This window comes from Companilactobacillus bobalius (assembly GCF_009764355.1).
On sequence record NZ_LNUA01000029.1, the window covers coordinates 61,195 to 82,536 of the forward strand.

Annotated in this window: 18 protein-coding genes and 1 pseudogene; 6 read left to right on the forward strand and 13 right to left on the reverse strand. The window is 36.3% G+C overall.

Features of this window, described 5'->3' with window-relative positions; all coding sequences use genetic code 11:
- Positions 1-2: 2 nt before the first annotated feature.
- From aroE to ATN92_RS04100, 4 genes and pseudogenes are all read right to left on the reverse strand, one after another.
- Positions 3-869, reverse strand: coding sequence for a shikimate dehydrogenase (gene aroE, locus ATN92_RS04085; RefSeq protein ID WP_056954869.1), 867 nt, complete (start codon positions 867-869; stop codon positions 3-5).
- Between the two features lie 3 nt (positions 870-872).
- A complete protein-coding gene (locus tag ATN92_RS04090) occupies positions 873-1,766 on the reverse strand; it encodes a shikimate dehydrogenase (RefSeq protein WP_056954871.1) in 894 nt (297 codons plus the stop codon).
- A 56-nt stretch (positions 1,767-1,822) separates the two neighbouring features.
- Entirely contained in the window at positions 1,823-2,662 is an 840-nt protein-coding gene (locus ATN92_RS04095) for an SDR family NAD(P)-dependent oxidoreductase (protein WP_056954872.1), read from the reverse strand.
- A 24-nt stretch (positions 2,663-2,686) separates the two neighbouring features.
- Positions 2,687-3,537 (reverse strand): annotated as a pseudogene (locus ATN92_RS04100) (sugar phosphate isomerase/epimerase family protein).
- A 211-nt stretch (positions 3,538-3,748) separates the two neighbouring features.
- On the opposite strand from ATN92_RS04100, the gene ATN92_RS04105 reads away from it, so the two are divergent.
- Positions 3,749-4,654, forward strand: a complete 906-nt coding sequence (locus ATN92_RS04105) for a LysR family transcriptional regulator (protein WP_056954874.1) — start codon at positions 3,749-3,751, stop codon at positions 4,652-4,654.
- 17 nt (positions 4,655-4,671) lie between these two features.
- Here the strand turns inward: ATN92_RS04105 and ATN92_RS04110 are convergent, their stop codons facing one another.
- Positions 4,672-5,088 carry a winged helix-turn-helix transcriptional regulator gene (locus ATN92_RS04110; protein WP_056954876.1) on the reverse strand — a complete coding sequence of 139 codons (417 nt, stop codon included), beginning with the start codon at positions 5,086-5,088 and terminating at the stop codon, positions 4,672-4,674.
- Between the two features lie 114 nt (positions 5,089-5,202).
- On the opposite strand from ATN92_RS04110, the gene ATN92_RS04115 reads away from it, so the two are divergent.
- Positions 5,203-6,378, forward strand: a complete 1,176-nt coding sequence (locus ATN92_RS04115; RefSeq protein WP_056954878.1) for an NADH-dependent flavin oxidoreductase — start codon at positions 5,203-5,205, stop codon at positions 6,376-6,378.
- 89 nt (positions 6,379-6,467) lie between these two features.
- Here ATN92_RS04115 and ATN92_RS04120 read toward each other — a convergent pair whose 3' ends face one another.
- From ATN92_RS04120 to ATN92_RS04145, 6 genes are all read right to left on the reverse strand, one after another.
- Positions 6,468-8,393: a copper-translocating P-type ATPase gene (locus ATN92_RS04120; RefSeq protein WP_056954880.1), complete on the reverse strand. Its 1,926-nt coding sequence runs from the start codon at positions 8,391-8,393 to the stop codon at positions 6,468-6,470.
- Positions 8,393-8,665 (reverse strand): cupredoxin domain-containing protein, encoded by a 273-nt coding sequence (locus ATN92_RS04125; protein ID WP_056954882.1) that lies wholly within the window; start codon positions 8,663-8,665, stop codon positions 8,393-8,395. Before ATN92_RS04125 ends, ATN92_RS04120 begins: the two co-directional genes overlap by 1 nt.
- Before the next feature lie 15 nt (positions 8,666-8,680).
- Positions 8,681-9,052: a cupredoxin domain-containing protein gene (locus ATN92_RS04130; RefSeq protein WP_056954884.1), complete on the reverse strand. Its 372-nt coding sequence runs from the start codon at positions 9,050-9,052 to the stop codon at positions 8,681-8,683.
- A 207-nt stretch (positions 9,053-9,259) separates the two neighbouring features.
- Positions 9,260-9,841, reverse strand: a complete 582-nt coding sequence (nrdG, locus tag ATN92_RS04135) for an anaerobic ribonucleoside-triphosphate reductase activating protein (protein WP_056954886.1) — start codon at positions 9,839-9,841, stop codon at positions 9,260-9,262.
- Complete coding sequence (nrdD, locus tag ATN92_RS04140) at positions 9,771-11,981, reverse strand: anaerobic ribonucleoside-triphosphate reductase (protein WP_056954888.1); 2,211 nt, start codon at positions 11,979-11,981, stop codon at positions 9,771-9,773. The genes nrdG and nrdD overlap by 71 nt, the downstream gene beginning before the upstream one ends.
- A 292-nt stretch (positions 11,982-12,273) precedes the next feature.
- A complete protein-coding gene (locus ATN92_RS04145; protein ID WP_056954890.1) occupies positions 12,274-12,909 on the reverse strand; it encodes a pentapeptide repeat-containing protein in 636 nt (211 codons plus the stop codon).
- Positions 12,910-13,230: 321 nt separating this feature from the next.
- On the opposite strand from ATN92_RS04145, the gene ATN92_RS04150 reads away from it, so the two are divergent.
- Positions 13,231-14,385 carry an ArgE/DapE family deacylase gene (locus ATN92_RS04150; RefSeq protein WP_056954892.1) on the forward strand — a complete coding sequence of 385 codons (1,155 nt, stop codon included), beginning with the start codon at positions 13,231-13,233 and terminating at the stop codon, positions 14,383-14,385.
- 45 nt (positions 14,386-14,430) lie between these two features.
- Here the strand turns inward: ATN92_RS04150 and ATN92_RS04155 are convergent, their stop codons facing one another.
- Positions 14,431-16,356 carry a PTS sugar transporter subunit IIABC family protein gene (locus ATN92_RS04155; protein WP_082604610.1) on the reverse strand — a complete coding sequence of 642 codons (1,926 nt, stop codon included), beginning with the start codon at positions 16,354-16,356 and terminating at the stop codon, positions 14,431-14,433.
- A 156-nt stretch (positions 16,357-16,512) separates the two neighbouring features.
- On the opposite strand from ATN92_RS04155, the gene ATN92_RS04160 reads away from it, so the two are divergent.
- Both ATN92_RS04160 and ATN92_RS04165 read left to right on the forward strand, forming a co-directional pair.
- Complete coding sequence (locus ATN92_RS04160; protein ID WP_143444191.1) at positions 16,513-18,222, forward strand: amylo-alpha-1,6-glucosidase; 1,710 nt, start codon at positions 16,513-16,515, stop codon at positions 18,220-18,222.
- Positions 18,223-18,300: 78 nt separating this feature from the next.
- Positions 18,301-19,023, forward strand: a complete 723-nt coding sequence (locus ATN92_RS04165) for a GntR family transcriptional regulator (RefSeq protein ID WP_199250836.1) — start codon at positions 18,301-18,303, stop codon at positions 19,021-19,023.
- A gap of 20 nt (positions 19,024-19,043) precedes the next feature.
- Here ATN92_RS04165 and ATN92_RS04170 read toward each other — a convergent pair whose 3' ends face one another.
- Positions 19,044-19,388, reverse strand: a complete 345-nt coding sequence (locus tag ATN92_RS04170; protein ID WP_056954898.1) for an ASCH domain-containing protein — start codon at positions 19,386-19,388, stop codon at positions 19,044-19,046.
- A gap of 79 nt (positions 19,389-19,467) precedes the next feature.
- Between ATN92_RS04170 and ATN92_RS04175 the strand changes: the two genes are divergently transcribed.
- Entirely contained in the window at positions 19,468-21,246 is a 1,779-nt protein-coding gene (locus tag ATN92_RS04175; protein WP_056954899.1) for a glycerophosphoryl diester phosphodiesterase membrane domain-containing protein, read from the forward strand.
- The last annotated feature ends 96 nt before the right edge of the window (positions 21,247-21,342 follow it).

Below are 21,342 nucleotides of genomic sequence, written 5' to 3' on the forward strand. Positions count from 1 at the left end.
ATTTAGAAGAACAATTTCTTAACATCATCTACCGGCATATCTTCACCAGTGTAAAGTTTGAAAGCAGCAGCACCTTGTTGAACTAACATACCTTTTCCACCAATAATTTGGCTGCCATGGTCTTTAGCATCCTGCAACATTTTAGTTACAGCGGGACTATAGACTGTATCGGTGACAACTAATCCTGGACGGAAAACAGAAGTATCTTTGATATTAGTCTGTTCAACATTTGGTGCCATACCTGCTTTAGTAGCATTTGCCAAAATATCGCTATTTTCAATTGCTGAATTCAAAGCTATCTGATCATTAATATCGTCGACCGTAACTTTGCAATCAGGTACTTTTTTCATAATTTTTTCGGCAATGACTTCAGCATTATGATAGAAGGTATCCTTTGGATTGAAGATATGAATTTCTTTAACACCATCCAATGCCATTTGAACAGCTATTGCGGTACTAGCACCACCAGCGCCCAATAGAGTCAAAATCTTTCCTTCCGGTTCAACGTTGTGCTGGCGAAGGTTTGCCACATATCCAGCCCCATCAGTATTATGACCTGTCAAAATACCATCATCATTTACAATCGTATTAACAGCTCCAATTAATTGAGCAGCTGGCGATAGTTTATCGACTAATTCACTGGCAATCTTTTTACAAGGCATCGTAACATTGGCACCACGCATATTAAAAATACGCATTTTTTGCAAAGCTGAAGCCATTTCATTCTCTTTAATATCAAAAGCTAAGTAGGCATAATTGATTCCGACTTGTTCAAAGCTATAATTGTACATCGCTGGTGAGCCTGAATGTCCTACTGGTGAACCGAATAAAGCTAACATTGTCGTATGACCATCAATTCTTGCTTCCATAATTTAGCCTTCTTTGACTGTTTCTTTAGCTTGTTGTTGCTCGTAAGCTTGATATTCTGCAGTTGGCATTTCCTTACCCGTAAACAAGCTGTAAGCTGCAGCACCTTGCCATAACAGCATTCCTTTACCAGGAGCAATTGTACATCCCAAAGTTTCAGCGTCCTCAATTAACTTTGTCTTAAGAGGGTTGTAAACCGTATCGGCAACGACTAAATCAGAGCGTAAATAACTTTTATCAACTAATGATTGCCCATCCAATGGCTTCATTCCTACGATAGTTGCGTTAACTAAAATATCGGCTTGAGCAATTTCTGCTTTCAATTTAGCCTGGTCAGCAAGTGGATAAACATTAACCTTTACTTCTGGTTTAGCTTGTCCAATCTTTTCTTTAGTCTTTTCAGCATTTTGATAAAATTCATCATCTTGATTGAAAATAGAAATTTCCTTAGCGCCATCTAAAGCACATTGAACTTGCAAAGCAGTTGCGGCACCACCAGCACCTAATACAACTAGTTTCTTACCTTTAATATCAACTCCAGTTTCCTTCAGATTACGGACAAACCCAATTCCATCAGTAATGTGACCTGTTAATTTGCCATTATCATTCACGATTACATTGATAGCTCCAATAATTTTAGCTGCTGGAGAAAGATCATCAACTAAAGTTGCAGCAATACTCTTGCATGGCATCGTAACGTTACTACCACGAACCTTAAATAGCCTGAGTGCATCGATTGCTTGAGGCATTTGTTCCTTTTTAACATCAAAAGCTAAGTAAGCATAATCCAGCCCTTGTTTCTGAAAACTGAAATTATACATTGCTGGCGATCCCGAATGTCCTACAGGTGAACCTAATAATGTAAATAAACCTGTTGTTCCCGAAATACGTTTTTCCATGATAAGCACTCCTTATAAAAAGAACTGAGACTTTCGTCTCAGTCTCTTAATTAAATTTATTTTTTAGCTGGTTGGTGATGATCAATAGCATATTGACGACGGCCACCTGGTTTTGGAATCATATCTGAGATCATCATATGAATTCCACCATCGACCATAACTTCACTACCATTTGTATAATCCGAGCGATCACTGGCCATGAATAGAACAGTATTAGAAATATCGGTCAAGTTACCGATTCGTTTGCTGGCAACTAAACGTTTTCTACCATCTTCAACTTTAGGATCACTGTAAAAGTTTTCTGATAATGGTGTCTTAACTAAACATGGGAGAACGCAATTACTGCGTAATCCAAATTGTCCCCATTCAGCAGCCATTTGTTTGGACATCATATTAACAGCAGCTTTGGTTGTACTATAGGCACCACTATATGTTTCTGGTGATAGTGAAGCAGCGGTTGAGATGTGAACTAAAGTACCGTGTCCTTGCTTGATCATAACTTTTCCAAATCTTTGCGACATTAAAAAGTAACCTGTAATGTTAACGTTCAAAGCTTGTTGCCACTCGTCTAAACGTAGATCTTCTAATGGTGAGAATCTCAAAATAGCAGCAGTATTAACCAAGACATCAACTTTTCCAAATTTATCAACAACTTCTTTGACAGCTGCATCAACTTCCGTTTCATCAGTGGTATTACATTGAATTGCTAAAGTTTTAACATCATATTTGTCAGAAATTTCTTTAGCTAAAGCTTCTGTTTTACCTTTTAATAAGTCGACCAAAACAATGTTGGCACCTTGTTGGGCAAAATCATTGGAAAACTTGGTTCCCATTCCACCAACGGCTCCAGTAATAACAACGACTTTTCCTTCTAATCCTAACCATGTATCACTCATATTTTTGTACCCCCCAATTGCTAATTATGCTGTAACTGTTTCTTTCAAAATTTCAGGCCATGCTTCTTCCATAACCTTAATGGTGTTTTTATATGTGTAATCAGCTACGTAATCAATTCCTTTAGCCATGTATGCATCAGAAATCACTTCTACACCGATAACCTTTGGATCAACTCCAGCATCTTTGATCATCTTAACGAATCCTGCTGTATCCAAATCTCCAGTACCGGGAGCTAGACGGTCATGCATTGATTCATCACGCAAAATTGATTTAGCGTATGGTCTTGTATAAGCGTCATCAATTGAATAGAAATAACACGTTTAGCTTGCTCCTTTGTCAACATGTTATATGGTTGATCAGCTCTAACCCAGTGCCACATATCCAAAAGCATATAAACATTGTCGCAATTAGCTTTTTGCATGATTTTCCACGTTTTATCCAAGTTTGGCAAACCACTGTATGGCATTGGTTCTAGTGCAATGATCCACTTGCCCGCTCTAGCTGCTAATTCTTGAAGTTTCTTAGCTGTGTAATCAATTGGATAGTCTTCCATCAATCCGGTATTAATATGTTTTACACCGAATAATTCACACATATGGAAACACATTTGTTCCTTATACTTTTGTTCATAAGTTCTTGGCTCTTCACACCATTGAACGATGTATTCAACTTCAGTACATCTAATATTGTATTTAGCAAGAATATCGAGAATATCTTTATCTGTTAAACCTTCATTTAAGGCATCAACATAAGTTTCGGCACGTAGTCCAATTCCATCGTAACCTGCTTCACTAGCGGCTTTACAACGATCTTCAAAACTGCATTTATCACCTAACGTCCAAGAACTAACTGTAATGGGATGTGTCTTTGTCATAATTAACTCCTCCAAAAGTTTGTGGATTTAGCATGCATGTTCTTTAATTCACATATTTGTTTACGAGTTCAATGTAATCGTTTTCTGAATAATCGTCCAATTACTCTTTATCGCAGTCATCTATAGCCAAAAGTTATTGATTCTGCTATATTGGCTATATAAAACGGTTTCAACGGTGAACAAATCTAATTTTTTAAGGGGATATTTTGTTATGAATTTAGATCATCTACGTTATTTTGTAGCTTTATCTAGAACTGAGAATTACACTCAGACGGCAAAAACGTTACATATTACACAACCAAGTTTAACTAAAGCGATGCATTCCTTAGAAAAAGAACTCGATTTAACTTTATTTCAACGGGAAGGTCGCCGTGTTACCCTTACCTCGGAAGGAAGATTGTTTGCTAACAGTGTTTCTACATCACTGATTTCACTGGATAAAAGCATTGCCGAGGCTAAAAGTCTTAATGAAGAAAAAACGATTATCCATTTAGCATCCTTGCGTACTTTGAGCATTAAATGGTTACCTGACATGGCTCAACGTTTTCTGAAATCTACTGAAAATCCAACGGTTGATTTTCAATTCAATACTGACACAGGACTCTCGCCAGATATTCTCAATGGTTTACGTTCCAGAAAGTACGATGTAGCTTTTTGCTCTCGATTGGACAACTATCCTGATCTGAATTTCTTCCCTGTGGCTGAACAAACGATGGTTTGTATCACACCAATTGATCATGCTTTAGCCAATCATTCCAGCGTAAATCTGTCAGAGACCTTAAACTATCCTCAGGTCACCTTTTCAGAAAGCAGTGGTTTGTATTCCATTATGAATAAGTTGTTCAATGAAGTCGGGGGGCATCCGATTGTTGCCTACTCTGTTGAAGAGGATCAGGCAATTGCTGGTTTAGTTGCCAATGGATTCGGTATCGCCATCGTCCCTAATATGTCGATCATGCAAACTATGCCGGTTAAGATAATTCCAATTTCATTTCCTAATAAACAACGAATCCTTTATATGGCAACCCTAAAAAGAACTGAGAACCAACCAGCCATCGCTAGTTTTGTTAATTTTGTCAAATCACAGAGTAAACAACTTTCAATCAATAATATTTAAGAGTTAAAAAAAGGATGTTATTCAACTAATTGTTGATTAACATCCTTCTTATTTTGATTCATTTTAATGTACCCATTGAAGTTATCAGACACAAAAGATACCGTTTGACCACTCTCCTGTAATTTGGCGGCATGCTTTTCTCCCCAAATTGACATATCAATCAAAACCTTTCGCAAAGATTTACCCTCATCCGTTAAAGAATATTCAACATGTAAAGGCAAGCCTGGAAATCTAACGCGTCTCACTACCCCATCATCTATCAACTCATTTAACTGTTGTGTTAAAACTTTCTGACTAATATCAGGAATTTTTCGCAATAATTCTCCATTACGACGCGATTTCATACCTAATTTGCAGAGAATTAAGGATTTCCATTTTCCATTGATAATTGACATTGTAAGGTCAAGACTCATATGATAATTTTTCTCCGCCATTTCCAAACTCCTCATTCGAATTTATTTGTAGTTACTAAAAAGTGCGTACTATGATTCTAGCACATAAGACTTTAAAATGATTTTGTTAAAACTTATAAAAGTGAGGTCCTACTTATGACAACAAAATATAAATTTTTGAAGCCTTATACATTTAAAAACGGCGTTACAGTGAAAAATCGTATCGTGATTCCACCAATGACTGAAGCTGCTGCTTTAGAAAATGGTGCTATTTCTCGTGACGAGTTACATTACTTCGATATTCATACTGGTGGTGCCGGCATGTTTATCGCTCCAACCATGAACGTTTCAGACGATGGTAAAGGTTTTGAGGGTGAACCTTCTGTTGCCAGTGATAAATTCATGCCCGGTCTAACCAAATTGGCTCATACTATGAAGCAAAATGGAACTAAGGCAATTCTTCAAATTTTTCATGCTGGTAGAATGTCTAACTCTAAGATTTTACGTGGGGTTCAACCTGTTTCAGCTAGTGCTGTGGCTGCTTTACGCCCTAACGCTGAAACGCCTCGTGAACTAAAAGAATCAGAAATCGAACAAATCATTAAAGATTTTGGCGAAGCTACTCGTCGTGCCATTCAAGCTGGTTTTGATGGAATTGAATTACATGGTGCAAATACTTATTTGATGCAACAATTCTTCTCACCCCATTCTAACCGTCGCACAGACAAATGGGGTGGCAACTTTGAAAACAGAACTCGCTTTGCTTTAGAAATCATCAAGAGTGTCAATGAAGCTGTTTCAAAATACGCTGATGACAAATTTATCATTGGATATCGGATTTCTCCTGAGGAAATTGAAGAACCAGGTATTCGTTTAGACGATACTTTGAAATTCATTGACCTTTTAGCCGATCAACCAATAGACTATCTTCATGTTTCAATGGGATACGCTTGGAGAACTTCACTGAACGACAAATCTGATAAAGAACCAATTATTCTAAAAATCAAACAAACGGTAAATAATCGTCTGCCTCTAATTTCCGTTGGCTCAATTGAAAAACCTGACGATGCAGAAAAAATTATGGATGCAGGCATTGACTTTGCTGCTATCGGACGTGAATCAATCAGGGAACCTAATTGGGTTCAAAAAATTGAATTGAATCAAGAAGATTCCATCAGTTACACACTATCTGCGACTGAATTAGATTCACTTGGTATTAATTCCGCCTTCTTAGATTTCTTATATGACCTACATGCCGATCTACATTGGGTTGATCAAGAGCAACCTAAAGATGATTTCGATAAAAAACTTGGCGGCGTTGAAGGCAACTAGAATAAAAATATAATTAAAAAGCGACATCTATTCAGGATTCGGCACAGTGTATACCGTATCTAATAGACGTCGTTTTTTTATTTTAAATCTTATGCTGTTTTAACTTTAGTATCAATCTTAGCCTTATTTAACAAGACAGAGCTAGTTACAACTGACAAGGAACTAAAAGCCATAGCTAATCCGGCTAATTCAGGACTCAATGTCAATCCGACAGCAAAGAATAACCCAGCTGCAACGGGGATTCCTAAAACATTATAGACAAAGGCCCAGAACAAATTGAGTTTGATACGATTAAAGGTCTTCTTACTCAATTCAAGAGCTTTAGCAACATCCCTCAAATCATTCTTCATTAGAACAATTCCACCGGATTCAATTGCTATATCAGTTCCAGAACCCATGGCGATACCAACGTCAGCCATTGTTAAAGCTGGTGCATCATTAATACCATCACCAACAAACGCTACTTTTCCGTTCTTTTGTAGTTCTTCGACATGATCAGCCTTATCACCAGGTAGAACATCAGCGATAACTTCGTCAATTCCGACTTCTTGAGCAATAGCTTGAGCAACTCGTTCATTATCACCTGTTAACATAACAGTTCTTAATCCACGAGCTTTCAAAGTAGCGATAGCTTCTTTAGATGTAGCCTTAGGAGCATCCTGAATAGCAATCATACCGATAACTTCTTGATTCAAACCAACAAAGACTACCGTTTTGGCTTCGTTTTGTAATTGCACCATTTTGTTTTCTAAATCAGCGGAAATCTTAACATCGTTCAATAATTTGTCATTTCCAACAAAGGCTTTTTGACCATTAACGATAGCTTCAACACCCTTACCTTCAATGGCTTGGAAAGAATCGGCCTTGTCTGCTTGAACATTATCCGCCTTAGCTTTATCCAGAATGGCTGTAGCTAAAGGATGTTCAGATGATTCTTCCAAAGCGGCGGCGAGTTTCAAAACTTGTTGTGAATCACCAACAATATCAGTAACTTCTGGTTTACCATTTGTGATAGTACCAGTCTTATCCATTACAACTGTTTTAACATCGTTAACTTCTTCAAGAACTTCACCATTCTTGATCAAAATACCCATTTTAGCTCCACGACCAGTTCCAACCATTAGGGCAGTTGGTGTTGCTAATCCCAAAGCACATGGACAAGCGATAACGACTACGGAAACTGCAAAAATCAGAGCTTGAGCAATTGTAGCACCCAAGAAAACGTACCAAACTAAGAACGTTAGAATTGAAAGGATCAAGACAACTGGTACAAAAACCTCAGAAACTTTATCAGTTAAATTTTGAATAGGAGCATGACTATTTTGAGCCTTCTTAACTAGTTCAACAATTTGTGACAACATTGTGTCACTACCAACTTTTTCAGCTTTGAACATAAAAGTTCCATTGCTGTTGATAGTTGAACCAATAACTTTATCGCCAATCTTCTTAGTTACGGGCATACTTTCACCAGTAACCATTGATTCATCAACTGTTGAACTACCTTCAGTAATGACACCATCGACTGCAATTTTTTGACCAGGTTTAACTTTAATTAAATCGCCTTGAACGACTTCGGCTAGTGGTATTTTGACCAATTTGCCATCACGCATAACTTCGGCTTCTTTAGCTTGCAAATCAACCAATTTTTCAATCGCATTTGAAGCGTTATTACGCATTCTTTCTTCAAAAACTTGTCCTAGTAAAACGAAAGTAACAACGAAAGCGGCACTTTCAAAGAAAACACTTTGATGAGTAATCATAGCATAAATACTGTAGATATAGGCTGTGGCAGTACCAATAGCTACTAAAGTATCCATGTTGGAATGATGTTTTTTAAATGAAGCCCAAGCACTCTGTAGAAATGGACGTGCGGCCACGGCCATAACGATAGTTGTTAAAATAAATTGAGTCCATTCGCCACCGGGAATCATAATACCAAAGGGCATCAGAATCATTCCTACTAACATTGGTAATGAAAAGATTAAAGCAATCCAAAAACGTTTTGTAATTGTCATTATTGAATCACTACCTTTCCAGAGAACATATCCATACCGCAACTGAATTCGAACTCTCCTATTTTATCAGTTGAAACTGAAACAGTTTGAGCAACATTTAGTGGTAGCTGTTTTTCAAAATTCATTGTCTTAGAATGAACAACATCCAAACATCCCTGTGCATTAGTTCTGGTAAAAGTAAGTTCTGCGGGAATACCTTTTTCCAATTTAACAACTGCGGGATCATATCCACCTGCAACTGTAACGTTAACCTTCTGTACCTTCTCAACCATAATAATTTCTCCTCTTTATTTAATGATTACTTTGCCGTGAAACATGTCCATACCACAAGCCCAATTAAATTCACCTGACTTGCTAGTATCAATTTCAACTGTTCGTTGTTTATTTTGTGGTAATTCTTGATTAATACCAAAATCTGAGAAGACGACGCGATCTAAACAACTAGAAGCATCTTTTCTCGTAAAATTGATTGTGGCGGGAACACCTTTTTTCAAAGTAATAACTTCAGGTGAATATCCACCATTAACCTCAACATCGACACTTTGATTGTTATCTTTTACATTGGCCGTTGTTTGAGCTACCTGATGATTGCCGAAGAACCACCAAAGAATAAACCCTATAATTGCTAAACCAACGATTAATACGATCACCTTTGTCATAAATATCTCTCCTCAAATTCCTCAATTTATGTTTACACTTGTAAACTACAAATACTATGTTATTCTCTAAGTTTACATTTGTCAACTAGAAGATTTAAAAAACACAACAACCTTGTTAGATTGCTGTGTTTCCTTATTGTTAAATAATCGTGGTTTTATATCTTATAGTGAAAACGAACCTCACAAGGACAACTCTTGCTCCGTTCTTTATTTCACTAACTTATCCCAAATGACTACTTCTCCACTGGCTAATGATTTGGGTACATCTATAATTCTCTGATTAGATGATCCTCGGAATTGTAAGGTTAAATCTTTCTTCCTTAACAAGAATCTACCATCAACTAAAATATCAAGTAACGACAATAGTTCCAACTTATCATCTGATTCTTTCATCATTTCATCCCAAGAATAGCCGGTCCAGGACCAAATATCTTTGGTATGTCCGTACTCTTTTCGGATTCGTTTGCACAATGACAGGCAAACTTCTGTATTCAAGAATGGTTCTCCACCTAATAGGGTCAGTCCTTGTACATAACTTTGTCCAAGATCAGCGATGATCTTATCTTCCAATTCTTTTGTGTACGGTTTTCCATATCGGAAATCTTGTGCGGCTACATTATAACAACCAGGGCATCTGAACATGCATCCTGATACGTATAAACTACATCTAACACCTTCACCGTCAACAAAATTAAATGGTTTGTAGTCAGCAATTCTCTTAAGACTGTGGTCCTTGCTTAACCATTCTTTGGGAGTCGGATTGTTTGGCTCTCTCATATTTTGCTGCATGTTTTATCATCTCCGAAGTCATATTCTTTCTACGTGAAGCTATTTCAATGTGACGTCCGTGAATCATTGGACGTTGTTGAGGATTTCCTAGATAACCGCAAGTTCTCTTAACAACATCACAAAATTGAGGATCGTGATTACCACACTCTGGACAAACAAAGCCACGGGCGGTCGCATTGAATTCGCCTTTAAATCCACATTTAAAACACTGATCAATTGAAGTATTGGTTCCCAAATAACCAACATGATCATAAGCCCAATCCCAGACTGCTTCGAGTGCTTTAGGATTTTGGCGCAAGTTAGGATATTCACAGTAATGAATGAATCCACCTGAAGCATATTTAGGAAAGACTTCTTCAAAAGTTAATTTCTCAAATGGATTAGGATGCTTACGCACGTCATAGTGAAAACTGTTAGTATAGTATTCTTTCTCTGTAATATTAGGAATGGAACCAAATTTCTCCAAATCATCACGGCAAAATGTATCAGTCAAAGATTCTGCCGGCGTGGAGTAAAGGCTGTAATGGTAGCCACTCTCTTTAGCCCACTGAGCGCATTTATCGTGTAACGCTTTAACAATTTTTTCCGCAAAGTCATGTGCTGCTGGATTGCTTTCCCATTTATCACCGAAAAAGGCCGTACATACTTCATACAAACCGATATAGCCTAAAGATACCGTTGCACGTTCGTTCTTAAACAGTTCATCAATACTGTCAGTCTTCTTTAATCGTTTACCGAAAGCTCCGTACATATACAATAACGGTGCATTCTCTGGTTTAGCCTGTTTAGTACGTTCAATTCTATAGGCCAAAGCAGTATGACAAATCTGCATCTTCTCTTCAAAGATTTCCCAGAACAAATCAGAATCGCCATGAGATTCCAAAGCAATTCTAGGTAAATTAACCGTTACAACGCCGAGATTCATTCTACCTGAATTAACCTCTTTGCCATTTTCATCCTTCCAGCCTTGTAGAAACGAACGGCAACCCATTGGAGTTTTAAAACTGCCAGTGATCTCTTTGATCTTGTCATACATCAACAAGTCCGGATACATACGCTTAGTTGAGCATTCTAATGCTAAGGTCTTGATATCGTAATTAGGATCACCAGGATTCAAATTCAAACCACGTTTAATCGTAAAAGTTAACTTAGGAAAAATGGCTGTTCGGTGTTCCTTACCCAAACCTTTAATTCTAATCTCCAAAATTGATTTTTGAATAGCACGTTCGATCCAACTCGTTCCTAAACCGAAATTAATCGTTGTAAAAGGAGTTTGTCCTTGAGATGAGTAAAGAGTATTGATTTCGTATTCCAAGGCTTGCATGGCATCATAGATATCCTTACGTGTCTTTTCTTGGGCAAATTCAACTTGCTTATCTTCAGCAATCCATTTACGCGCATCTTTAAGATGTTTTTGATAATTTATTTCCGCATATGGCGCCAACAATTGGTCAATTCGATTAGCCGAACATCCCCCATATTGTAGTGAGGCTACATTCGCAATAATTTGAGACATCTGGGCCGTCGCCGTCTGAATAGAACGTGGTGATGATACCCAAGCATTTCCAATTTTAAAACCATTACTCAACATTTCATCAAAATCTATCAAACAGCAGTTAGTCTCAGGAGTGACCGGTGAGTAATCCAAATCATGCCAATGAATATCGCCACGTAAATGTGCTTTAGCGACCAATTCTGGTAACATTTTTAATCCCATAGCACGACTGGCAACACCGGCCTCCAAATCACGTTGTGTATTGAAAATATTACTATCCTTATTAGCATTTTCATGCACAACATCCTCATTACGGTTAAATAAACGTTCAATATTTAATTGAACATTAGTTGCACGTGAAAACTTATCTTGATCTGCTTGAAAATAACGTTCGTACTCTTCGGCTTGCTCTTCCATCTCATTATCATTCAAAACATCAAAAATAAGCCCATGGATTTTAGTAGTCGTCAGACGTTCTGAACCAGCAAAGTGAGAGACTAATTCAGAAACTACTATCTCTTTTTGTTGAGAATTTAGTCGGAGTTGATCCAACACAAATTCTATTTTATAGGGATAAAAACTAGTTACTGCTCCACTTCTTTTTTCTACAGGTATGGAAACTAATTTTTTTAATTCGGTAGTCATATTCTTCCCCCTAGTTATTAAATACTGATATCATTCTACAAAATTATAATAAAAAAAATAAGACTACCAAATACTAGATGTTGTGATATATAGCATATCATTACAACATCTGGTAGTCTTATTTCTATTTTAAAAAAATCGTCATTTTAATCCATTCACAAATCGTCGTTACGTTAATCAAAATGATTGTTAGCTCAAACGTTTGTATTTGTTCAATAAAATATTCCTATATTAGATATATAGCGTTGTAGTGGTTACTTTTATTAGCCTCATAGTGGTTAATAAATTTTTTTCAATATTTGATCACTAATCCTAAAAAGTAGCGGGCAAAGAAACTAGCTTGATCACTATTAACCTTGAGTCCTTTGGCCGAAAATTCATCAATATCGATTGATTCAAAACGACAACTGCTAAAATCAATTCCTTTAAGTTCGGTCCCTAAAAGATTCATTTTATTCAGCTCACAATTATCAAAAACAATCTTCTTCAATTTATTCTCATTGAAACTAACATCTTTTAAACTAGTATCAATGAAGCTGGTACTTTTCAGATTCATTCGATTAAGAACTGACATATCCATTAAACAATTATTGAATTCGACATTGTTCAAATACGACAGATTGAGATTAGTTCCAATTAACTTACAATTACTAAACTCGACTCGATACAAACTAGCCTCATCTAGTGTGCAATTGGATAAGTCACATCCCTTAAAAATCACATCGGTTAATTCAATTTTTTCAAACTGGCAATTGCTAAAAGTCATATGGTCAAAAACAGTTTTTTCAATCATTGGATGTCTGATTTCTTGATCTTCTAAGAACTCACCTTTTAACAATCGATTGGTCAAATAAAAATCTTCCTCTTCATAAATATCGAAGAAAGATCCTTTTTCTAAATAATCTTCTACAATCTTGGGCTGAATCATCGACTACACCTCTTTCAACTAGCATCTTACCAGATATCTCTTCTGAAAAAATTAGAGAGAAAAGCGTCCTATTCGAATCTTTTCGGACCCAATATCATTAATTTCTCGTAATTTAAACTTAGAATCCGTCTCCTCAACAATATAAATTAAATAATCTAATTTAAAATTAATTATTTAGTTTTAGAATCCCACTATCAAAGGCTTCCTTCAAACTTTTGACACAATTATCTGTTACTATGAATTTATAGTTACAATAAATGATTAAGATATTGAAAAATATATCGATATTATTGAGCAAATTATAATTTGGAGGGAAATGGCATGAAATTCTTTACTGAGGAACAAAGTTTAGATGTTTTAAAAGATTTGGTCGCAATTAAATCGGATAACGACAATGAATTAAAAGTTGCTTCTTATCTTAAGGACTTATTGGCTAAATACGATATCGAATCAGAAATCAAAATTATTCGTGGCAACCGTGCTAACTTAGTTGCTGAAATCGGTCATGGTAAGCCTGTTTTAGGCATCTCAGGACATATGGATGTTGTTGCCGCTGGTAATCTTGACGACTGGGACAGTAATCCTTATCAATTAACCGAAAAAGATGGTCAACTTTATGGTCGTGGTGCTACCGATATGAAGTCTGGTTTGGCAGCTCTAGTTATTACCATGATTGAATTACATCATCAAGGTCTCCCTAAGCAAGGTACTATTCGTTTGATGGCTACTATGGGTGAAGAAGTTGGCGAGGAAGGATCAAGCTACTTCTTGGAAGATGGTTCAATGGATGATGTCGACGGTCTAGTTATTGGTGAACCTTCTGGTTATAATATTGGTTACGCCGAAAAAGGTTCAATGGATATCAAATTCATTTCCAAAGGTAAAGCTAGTCACAGCTCCATGCCCGAAAAGGGCTTCAATGCAATTGATCCTTTGATGAATCTTTTAATTGATGCCAATAATACATTCCGTGATGAAAATATCAAACATGATTCAATTGGTCCATTAATTTTCAATACAACTTTGATCAATGGTGGTACACAAGTTAATTCCATCCCTGATCATGCTGAGGCTGAAATTAATGCTCGAACAATTCCCGAATATGATAATCAAAAAGTTATCGAAGTTTTAAATGATTTGATCAAGAAATATAACGATCAAGGTGCTCAAATTAGTTTTGACGCCTACATGAACGAATCACCTGTTTTGATGGACCCTAAAAATGCACTTGTTGCTCCTATGAAAAAACTAATGGAACAATACACCGATGAAGAAGTTCATGTTACACCAATTTCAGCTGTCACCGATGCTTCCAATCTAGTTCAAAAGAAACCTAATGATTTACCATTTTTGATTGCTGGACCAGGTAACGATACGCCTCATCAAATCAACGAGCATGTCGATAAACAGATGTATCTCAATTTTATTGATATTTATGAGAAACTCTTCATTGATTTTCTTGATAATGCAAAATAGATAAAAATAAGTCCAAACTCACACTCGAGTTTGGACTTATTTTTTTTAAGCAGTAACAGTTTTCGCTACATCAGCTAGATAATCAATGTCACCCACAACACTCTTACCAGCTACTACTTCTTGATTTGGTCTCATATAAGTAATTGATTTAATATCGTCACCTTGTTTAGTAATCGCCATAATTACAATATTGCTGTGCCCGGCAGCCTTGATCTTTTTACTATCAAATTTGATCAAAGTCTGTCCTGCTTTAACATGATCGTTAACTTCAACTAATGGTTTGAAGCCATCACCCTTCATATCAACAGTATCAACTCCGATATGAAGTAAAACTTCAGTTCCATCATTTAAAGTTAAACCAACGGCATGGTTACTTCCTTGCATAACAACTGTAACTTGACCATTAGCTGGAGCAACTAATTTATCACTTGTAGGATTAATGGCGATACCATCACCCAATTGTTTCTTAGAGAACATTTCATCAGGAACATTTTCAATGGCTTCAGTTTTACCAGTAGCAAAAGCTGTTAAATCATGTGCCACTTCATTGTTACCAATATTTCTATCCGCATTCAATTTAGTTCTAGAAAGAACAAATGTTAAAACAATAGTTAAAACAAATGTCATGACTTCACCGGCAAGGTAGAACCCCCATTGTTTAGGAAAGACACTCAAAAAGCTCAATACACCACCGACACCAACACTTGATGAACGTACTTGCCAAAATCCCATCCAAGCACCACCAAAGGCACCGGCTAACATAACAGCAACGAAGGGATATCTATTTTTTAAATTAACACCATAAATAGCTGGTTCTGTAATACCTAAGAATGAAGATAAACCACTAGACCAGGCAACATTCTTCTTCTTGGCATCTTTTCTAAAGATATAAGCCATTGCCAGACAGGCAGCACCTTGAGCCATTGTAACTGGTTCTCCGACTGGCCAAAGTGTTACATAGCCAAGAGTTCCGGCCATTTGCAAATTAACACCCAAGAATAAATGGTGCATCCCAGTAATAACCAATGGTGCACAGATAAATCCATACAACGCACCACCAAGAACAGGAACTGCATTAAAGATTGAAACAACACCTTTAGTAATCCAGTTAGCACCAGTCATAGTAACAGGTCCAATAACTAAGAATGAAGCAAATCCAGTAATTAAAAGTGTTAAGGGAGCTACTAAAATTAATTGCAGTGTATCGGGAAGATGTTTCTCAAAGTATTTTTCCAGTTTGACCAATACCCACGCGGCCACCAACACTGGAATAACTTGTCCTTGATAACCGACTTGGGAAACGTGCCAACCAAACAAATTCCAAGTTGGAGTTGCGGCTGGATGTGAAGCATAATCGTAAGCACTTGTTAAAGCAGGATTGACCAAAATTAGTCCTAAAACAATACCCAATAATGGATTCCCACCAAATTTTTTGACAGCTGACCATCCAATCAATGCAGGCAAGAATGAAAATGAAGTTTGTGCAATCAATTGAATAATATCATTAACACCTTTCCATTCTGTATGCATTTGAATGAATGATGCATTGGGATAAAAGATTCCTTTATTACTCAAAACATTATTGATACCCATCAATAGACCTGCGGCAACGATAGCTGGAATGATAGGAATGAAGATATCACCTAGTAATCTTACTAATCGTTGTAACGCACCTTGTTTATTACGGCCTTCCTGTTTAATCGACTCGACAGATGCTTCTTGAGCGCCTGTTTGTTTAATAAATTCATCGTAAACTTTAGGAACGCTTGGTCCAATAACGATCTGATATTGTCCACCTGCCAAAAAAGTTCCTTGAACAATATCAACATTCTCTAATTCTTTATCTTTAACTTTTGATTGATCTTTAAGAATGAGTCTTAATCTGGTAATACAGTGAGTTGCTGATTCGATATTATCTTTACCACCGATCAAATCGATGATTTTGGTAACATCACCTTTCATATCAGCCATAAGATCATCTCCCCTAAAATTATTTATATACTTCCAAAGAACAAAGCTAGTATATCTTGTTTAAACTAGTTTATCAAGTTATACTATATGTGTTCCAATAAATGCCTTTATTTAGGTATAAATATAAAAATATGTTTAAATTAGTTGGTGAGAAATATGATGAATATTAATTCGGTACCTTTTAGCTATTACGGTTCATACATGTCCATCTTTAAGCATGATGGTAAATTATGGATTCAATCTCTGCATGGTAAATCTAAAGGAAATATGGATAGTATTGAGATCCTAGTTACCCACAATGGTAGTCCCGTTCCTTTCAAGGTAGTAGAAAACTACACTTTATTAGAGCTAGTTTCCGATTTTGGTAAAGTCAGAATATGTTTTAATACTGCTCAAAAAATTGTCTTTTATAGTACTGATGGCTTAGGAGTCCGCTTTACATCACACCCTAAATTCAATTTTGAATACAATTTTCATTTAGGTAAAAAGGAAGCTCCCTATTACATAGTCAACAGCTACAAGAATCTCACCAAATATTTGGTTTACACTACTAACTGTTCTTCCCATCTATCCCAATCACTAACCGTGGATACCACTGGAAGCAATAAGACAGCTAATAATAGTTCGTTTATTGATATATTCCCCAAGGGAGACAATTCGTCTACTATTGCTGTTGTTCAAGACATACCAACTAATATGCAAAAGCCCGACAATGAGAAACTAGACTTCTCTTTAATCGAAAAAATTGCTAAACAAAACTTCGATCGTTTTGCTCAGCAATTTCAACTTGTTCAACCAAGTTATAAAAATATTCAACTAGATGCAATTTATACCCTCTGGTCCGCTACTGTTTTTCCTGAAGGTAATCTAGAATTTGCTTCTATCTATGCGTCTAATAACAAGTTCCCCGGCGTTTGGAGTTGGGATCATTGTTTCATGGCTTTAGCTTTGGCGGGAGTAGATAATCAATTAGCTTGGGATCAGATGAAAGTAGTTTTCCACCACCAAGATAAAGCTGGGCAATTACCAGGATCAGTTAGCGACTCGACTATCAGATGGAACTTTTCCAAACCGCCAATTCATGCTTATATTTTTGCCAAAATGGCACAGAAAATGACATTCACAGACACACAATTATTTGAAATTCACTACTGGATCAGCAAACAAGTTGATTTCTATTTGAATTATAAAGACTCCAATGAAGACGGTATTTGCGAATACGATCATGGTAACGATAGCGGTCAAGATAACAGTACCGTCTTTGCTCAGAATACCGTCGTCGACTCACCTGATCTTTCGGCCTATTTGATTTTTGCTATGGATTATTTAATTAAACTATCCAAACAACTCAACCTACCAGAACAGATGGAATATTGGGCTAAGAAAAAAACCATTCTAGTTGCCAAGTTTAAAAGTTATTTCTTTGATGAAAATAATCTTCCCTCCGCTAGAGAAATGTTCACTGGCAAAAAAATAGAGTCTCAGGGACTCTTGCCCCTTATTTCATTAGTTGCTAGTAAAGATTTGAATCAACAAGAAATTGAAGCTATTACCAAAAACATCAAACAACACTTCATTACCAAATTTGGTATCGCAACTGAAGCTCTTGATAGCCCGCTTTATCAAGACGATGCTTATTGGCGTGGTCCCATTTGGGGACCTTCATCTGTAATCATGTATGAAGCACTAAAAGATGCTGGTGAGGTGAAATTAGCTCAGCAAATTGCCCATAGTTTCTGTAAAACTGTAAAAACCTATGGTTTCGCTGAAAATTTCAATGCCAAAACTGGCGTTGGTTTACGTGATAAATCATTTTCGTGGACGGCCAGTGCTTTTCTCTATTTTGCTAACGAATTGCATTTGTAAAATTAAATCAAAACAGTAATAATTATAGATATAGATGATTTCTGGAGGGGTGATATTATCGCAAATAATAAATACGATGTGATTTACGAAGATTTAAAAAAGCGAATTAAGAATGAAGAATACAAGTACCAAGAAAAAATACCTTCAGAAACCAATTTGATTCTAGAATATGACTGTTCCCGCAATACCCTTCGTCGGGCAATTAAGAAACTAGGTGCCGATGGTTATGTCCAAAGTATCCGTGGCAAAGGCGTTATAGTTCTTTATAACGCCAATTTAGAAAATACTTTAATCAAAAAAGGCAGTCATTCATTTAGTCAAATGGCTGACCGTAACAAAATTAAATTTAAAACTAGTGTTTTGTTATTCGATGAAATTGAAATCAACAAGAAACTAGCTCTGGAAAGTACCTTTCCTGTTGGTACGCCAGTTTATTATATTAAAAGACTTCGTTCTATCGGTGATGACAATTACATCATTGAAGAAAACTACTTCATGCGCAAAGTCGTTAAAGATTTGACCATCGGTATCGCTCAAGATTCGATTTATAAATATCTGAACGATGTTCTAAACGAACCAATTGCTACCACCAAGCGTATCTTAACCTTTGGTATAGCAACTGATCAGGATAAAAAATATTTAGATTTGAATGGTTATAACGCCGTTCCGATTGTAACAAACTATTCATTTACAAATGACGGAACTATGTTTGAATACACCATTTCTCATCATCGTCCTGACAAATTCATTTTTTATGATCAAAATCAGACTAACCCAGTTTCCTTTATGCTAGACAAATAAAAAATCACGAATTCATTTTCCTATGGATTCGTGATTTTTTCGATTTTAATAGCTAATGCACCGTACTTTTGTTCTCGCTCGCGTGAATATATTTCCTGATTTTCTTGATCCAACTCTTCAATTGATTCATTCTTAGGTGCACCAATGATTGGCCCAGAATACTTAGCAAAGAGATCTTTAAAAGTTGAAAACTTCTCCAAACCTAATACCTTAACCTTTAAAGTTTCACCTGTTGTCAGATTTGTGAATTCTATGAAATCATTAACTCGCAATTGTGAACGTTTCTCATCATTTAATCTAACCTCAATCGTTTTTTCACCTGATTTGATAGCTTCAAACGGTTGATCGTATAATCCCATTTGCATATCACAATTCCTTCTTTCAATTAATATTAATAATTATATAATAACGAGGTATACAACAAATCTTTGGGGGAAAAATAATATGGGGATATTTTCCGAATTTCGGAAACAAAATAGCAACTTTTGGCGTTATTTCTGGAAGTACAGTCAAATCATCATCTTGATTCAATTGATGATTACCTACGTTTTAGTGCCAATTCTCAACTACTTAGCTAACGGGATAACTTTTTTAGGAAATGTTAAATACCTTTCTTACACCAATGTACCTTACCTTATTACCAAGAAACCACTGGTTGTCATTGGCTTAATCGTTATTCTTCTACTAATACTATTGTTAGTCTTCACGCAATTTACTTTGCTCTTAATCAGTTTTCAAGCTATCAAGTCTAAGGCCAGTTTGAGCTGGTGGGACTACTTGAAACGTGTTTCTAAAAATGTTTTAGGTTTGCCTTTTAAAGCCTTCGGTTTCTTCTTACTTTACTTTTTAATCATCACACCTTTTGGAAGTTTAGGTATTTCTTCTACCTTACTGAACAAGGTAAAAATCCCACAATTCATTTTGGATTGGCTACTACAAGAACATCTTCCTTTAGCTATTCTATTGGGAGTTCTCTATCTGGTAGTTCTTTATATCGGCCTTCGCTGGCTCTTCGTCTTACCACTTATGATTTTTGAAAATAAACCTATTAAGTTGGCTCTTAACCGCAGTTGGGAAATGACACGTGGAAAAGCCTTACACTACTTAGGAATTTTTCTTATCTTAATCGCTGTCGTATCAATTATGGCAACCGTTTTGATTGGTATCGTAATTATGTTCCAATGGTTAATTGACCAGGCAGCTTTCCTTGGAAAACTTGATTTCACTATGGCTGTCATCAACATGACGTTAATTCAATTCATTAACATCGTTATCAGTATTTATGCTTCTGGTGTCGCCGTTTTAATTATGTTGAGTCACACGCATACTCATTACTTTTATCCAAAAAGGGAACATCGTGGTCATAAATGGTTCTGGGGTATCACGGCTGTGGTCGTTGTTACCAGTTTTGTGACCTACAATGTTACTTACTTTAACGATTGGTTATTGGAACCACCTGTTACAATTTCACACCGTGGTGTTGATGATGGTAACGGCATTCAAAACACTGTTTCTGCCATGCAAGCTACCTCGAAAGAGAAGCCTGATTACATTGAAATGGATGTTCAAGAAACTAAAGATCACCAATTCGTCGTTTACCACGATAATACCTTGAGTAATCTAGCTGGAATTAATAAGAAACCTAGTCAGATGACCTTGGACGAATTAACATCAACTAAGATTCATGAGAATGGTAAAACAGCTTATATTGCCAGTTTTGATGATTACCTTGCTACTTCAGAAAAGTTGAATCAAAAATTACTAGTCGAATTCAAGTCAGTTTCTGGTAACAGTAAAGATTTCGTTAAACGTTTTTTTCAAAAATATGGCGCACGCTTGTATCAAGACAAAGACATGGTTCACTCACTTAGTTACAAATATATTGAACAAAGTAAAGAATACATGCCTAAAGTTAAGGCCAGTTACATCTTGTCATTCAATCTAGCCGGAATTCCAATCACAAAAGCTAATGCTTTCACTATGGAATATACGACTTTAAATTCCAGATTCATTGAAGGCGCTCATTTGCAAAACAAAAAGGTCTACGCTTGGACAGCAAACGATGAGGAATCAATGGATCATATGATTTTCATAGGTTCTGACGGCGTCATAACGGATAATTTAAGCCTTTTGAATGGAGAAATTCACCGTTTATTCAATAAATCCAGTTACTCAGAACGTATGACTATTTACGTTACTCAAATGCAGGATCCTTTTAATTAACATATTTTTCTAATCACATTTTAAAAAAGCCCACATTCTTAAAATTAGGAATGTGGGCTTTTGTCACTCTTATGTGACAAATTGATCATTAATACT

Excerpts from the sequence above, each read along its gene's own strand:
- aroE (WP_056954869.1), bottom strand. The coding sequence starts at position 869 with ATGGAAGCAAGAATTGATGGTCATACGACAATGTTAGCTTTATTCGGT.
- ATN92_RS04090 (WP_056954871.1), bottom strand. The coding sequence starts at position 1,766 with ATGGAAAAACGTATTTCGGGAACAACAGGTTTATTTACATTATTAGGT.
- ATN92_RS04095 (WP_056954872.1), bottom strand. The coding sequence starts at position 2,662 with ATGAGTGATACATGGTTAGGATTAGAAGGAAAAGTCGTTGTTATTACT.
- ATN92_RS04105 (WP_056954874.1), top strand. The coding sequence starts at position 3,749 with ATGAATTTAGATCATCTACGTTATTTTGTAGCTTTATCTAGAACTGAG.
- ATN92_RS04110 (WP_056954876.1), bottom strand. The coding sequence starts at position 5,088 with ATGGCGGAGAAAAATTATCATATGAGTCTTGACCTTACAATGTCAATT.
- ATN92_RS04115 (WP_056954878.1), top strand. The coding sequence starts at position 5,203 with ATGACAACAAAATATAAATTTTTGAAGCCTTATACATTTAAAAACGGC.
- ATN92_RS04120 (WP_056954880.1), bottom strand. The coding sequence starts at position 8,393 with ATGACAATTACAAAACGTTTTTGGATTGCTTTAATCTTTTCATTACCA.
- ATN92_RS04125 (WP_056954882.1), bottom strand. The coding sequence starts at position 8,665 with ATGGTTGAGAAGGTACAGAAGGTTAACGTTACAGTTGCAGGTGGATAT.
- ATN92_RS04130 (WP_056954884.1), bottom strand. The coding sequence starts at position 9,052 with ATGACAAAGGTGATCGTATTAATCGTTGGTTTAGCAATTATAGGGTTT.
- nrdG (WP_056954886.1), bottom strand. The coding sequence starts at position 9,841 with ATGCAGCAAAATATGAGAGAGCCAAACAATCCGACTCCCAAAGAATGG.
- nrdD (WP_056954888.1), bottom strand. The coding sequence starts at position 11,981 with ATGACTACCGAATTAAAAAAATTAGTTTCCATACCTGTAGAAAAAAGA.
- ATN92_RS04145 (WP_056954890.1), bottom strand. The coding sequence starts at position 12,909 with ATGATTCAGCCCAAGATTGTAGAAGATTATTTAGAAAAAGGATCTTTC.
- ATN92_RS04150 (WP_056954892.1), top strand. The coding sequence starts at position 13,231 with ATGAAATTCTTTACTGAGGAACAAAGTTTAGATGTTTTAAAAGATTTG.
- ATN92_RS04155 (WP_082604610.1), bottom strand. The coding sequence starts at position 16,356 with ATGGCTGATATGAAAGGTGATGTTACCAAAATCATCGATTTGATCGGT.
- ATN92_RS04160 (WP_143444191.1), top strand. The coding sequence starts at position 16,513 with ATGATGAATATTAATTCGGTACCTTTTAGCTATTACGGTTCATACATG.
- ATN92_RS04170 (WP_056954898.1), bottom strand. The coding sequence starts at position 19,388 with ATGCAAATGGGATTATACGATCAACCGTTTGAAGCTATCAAATCAGGT.
- ATN92_RS04175 (WP_056954899.1), top strand. The coding sequence starts at position 19,468 with ATGGGGATATTTTCCGAATTTCGGAAACAAAATAGCAACTTTTGGCGT.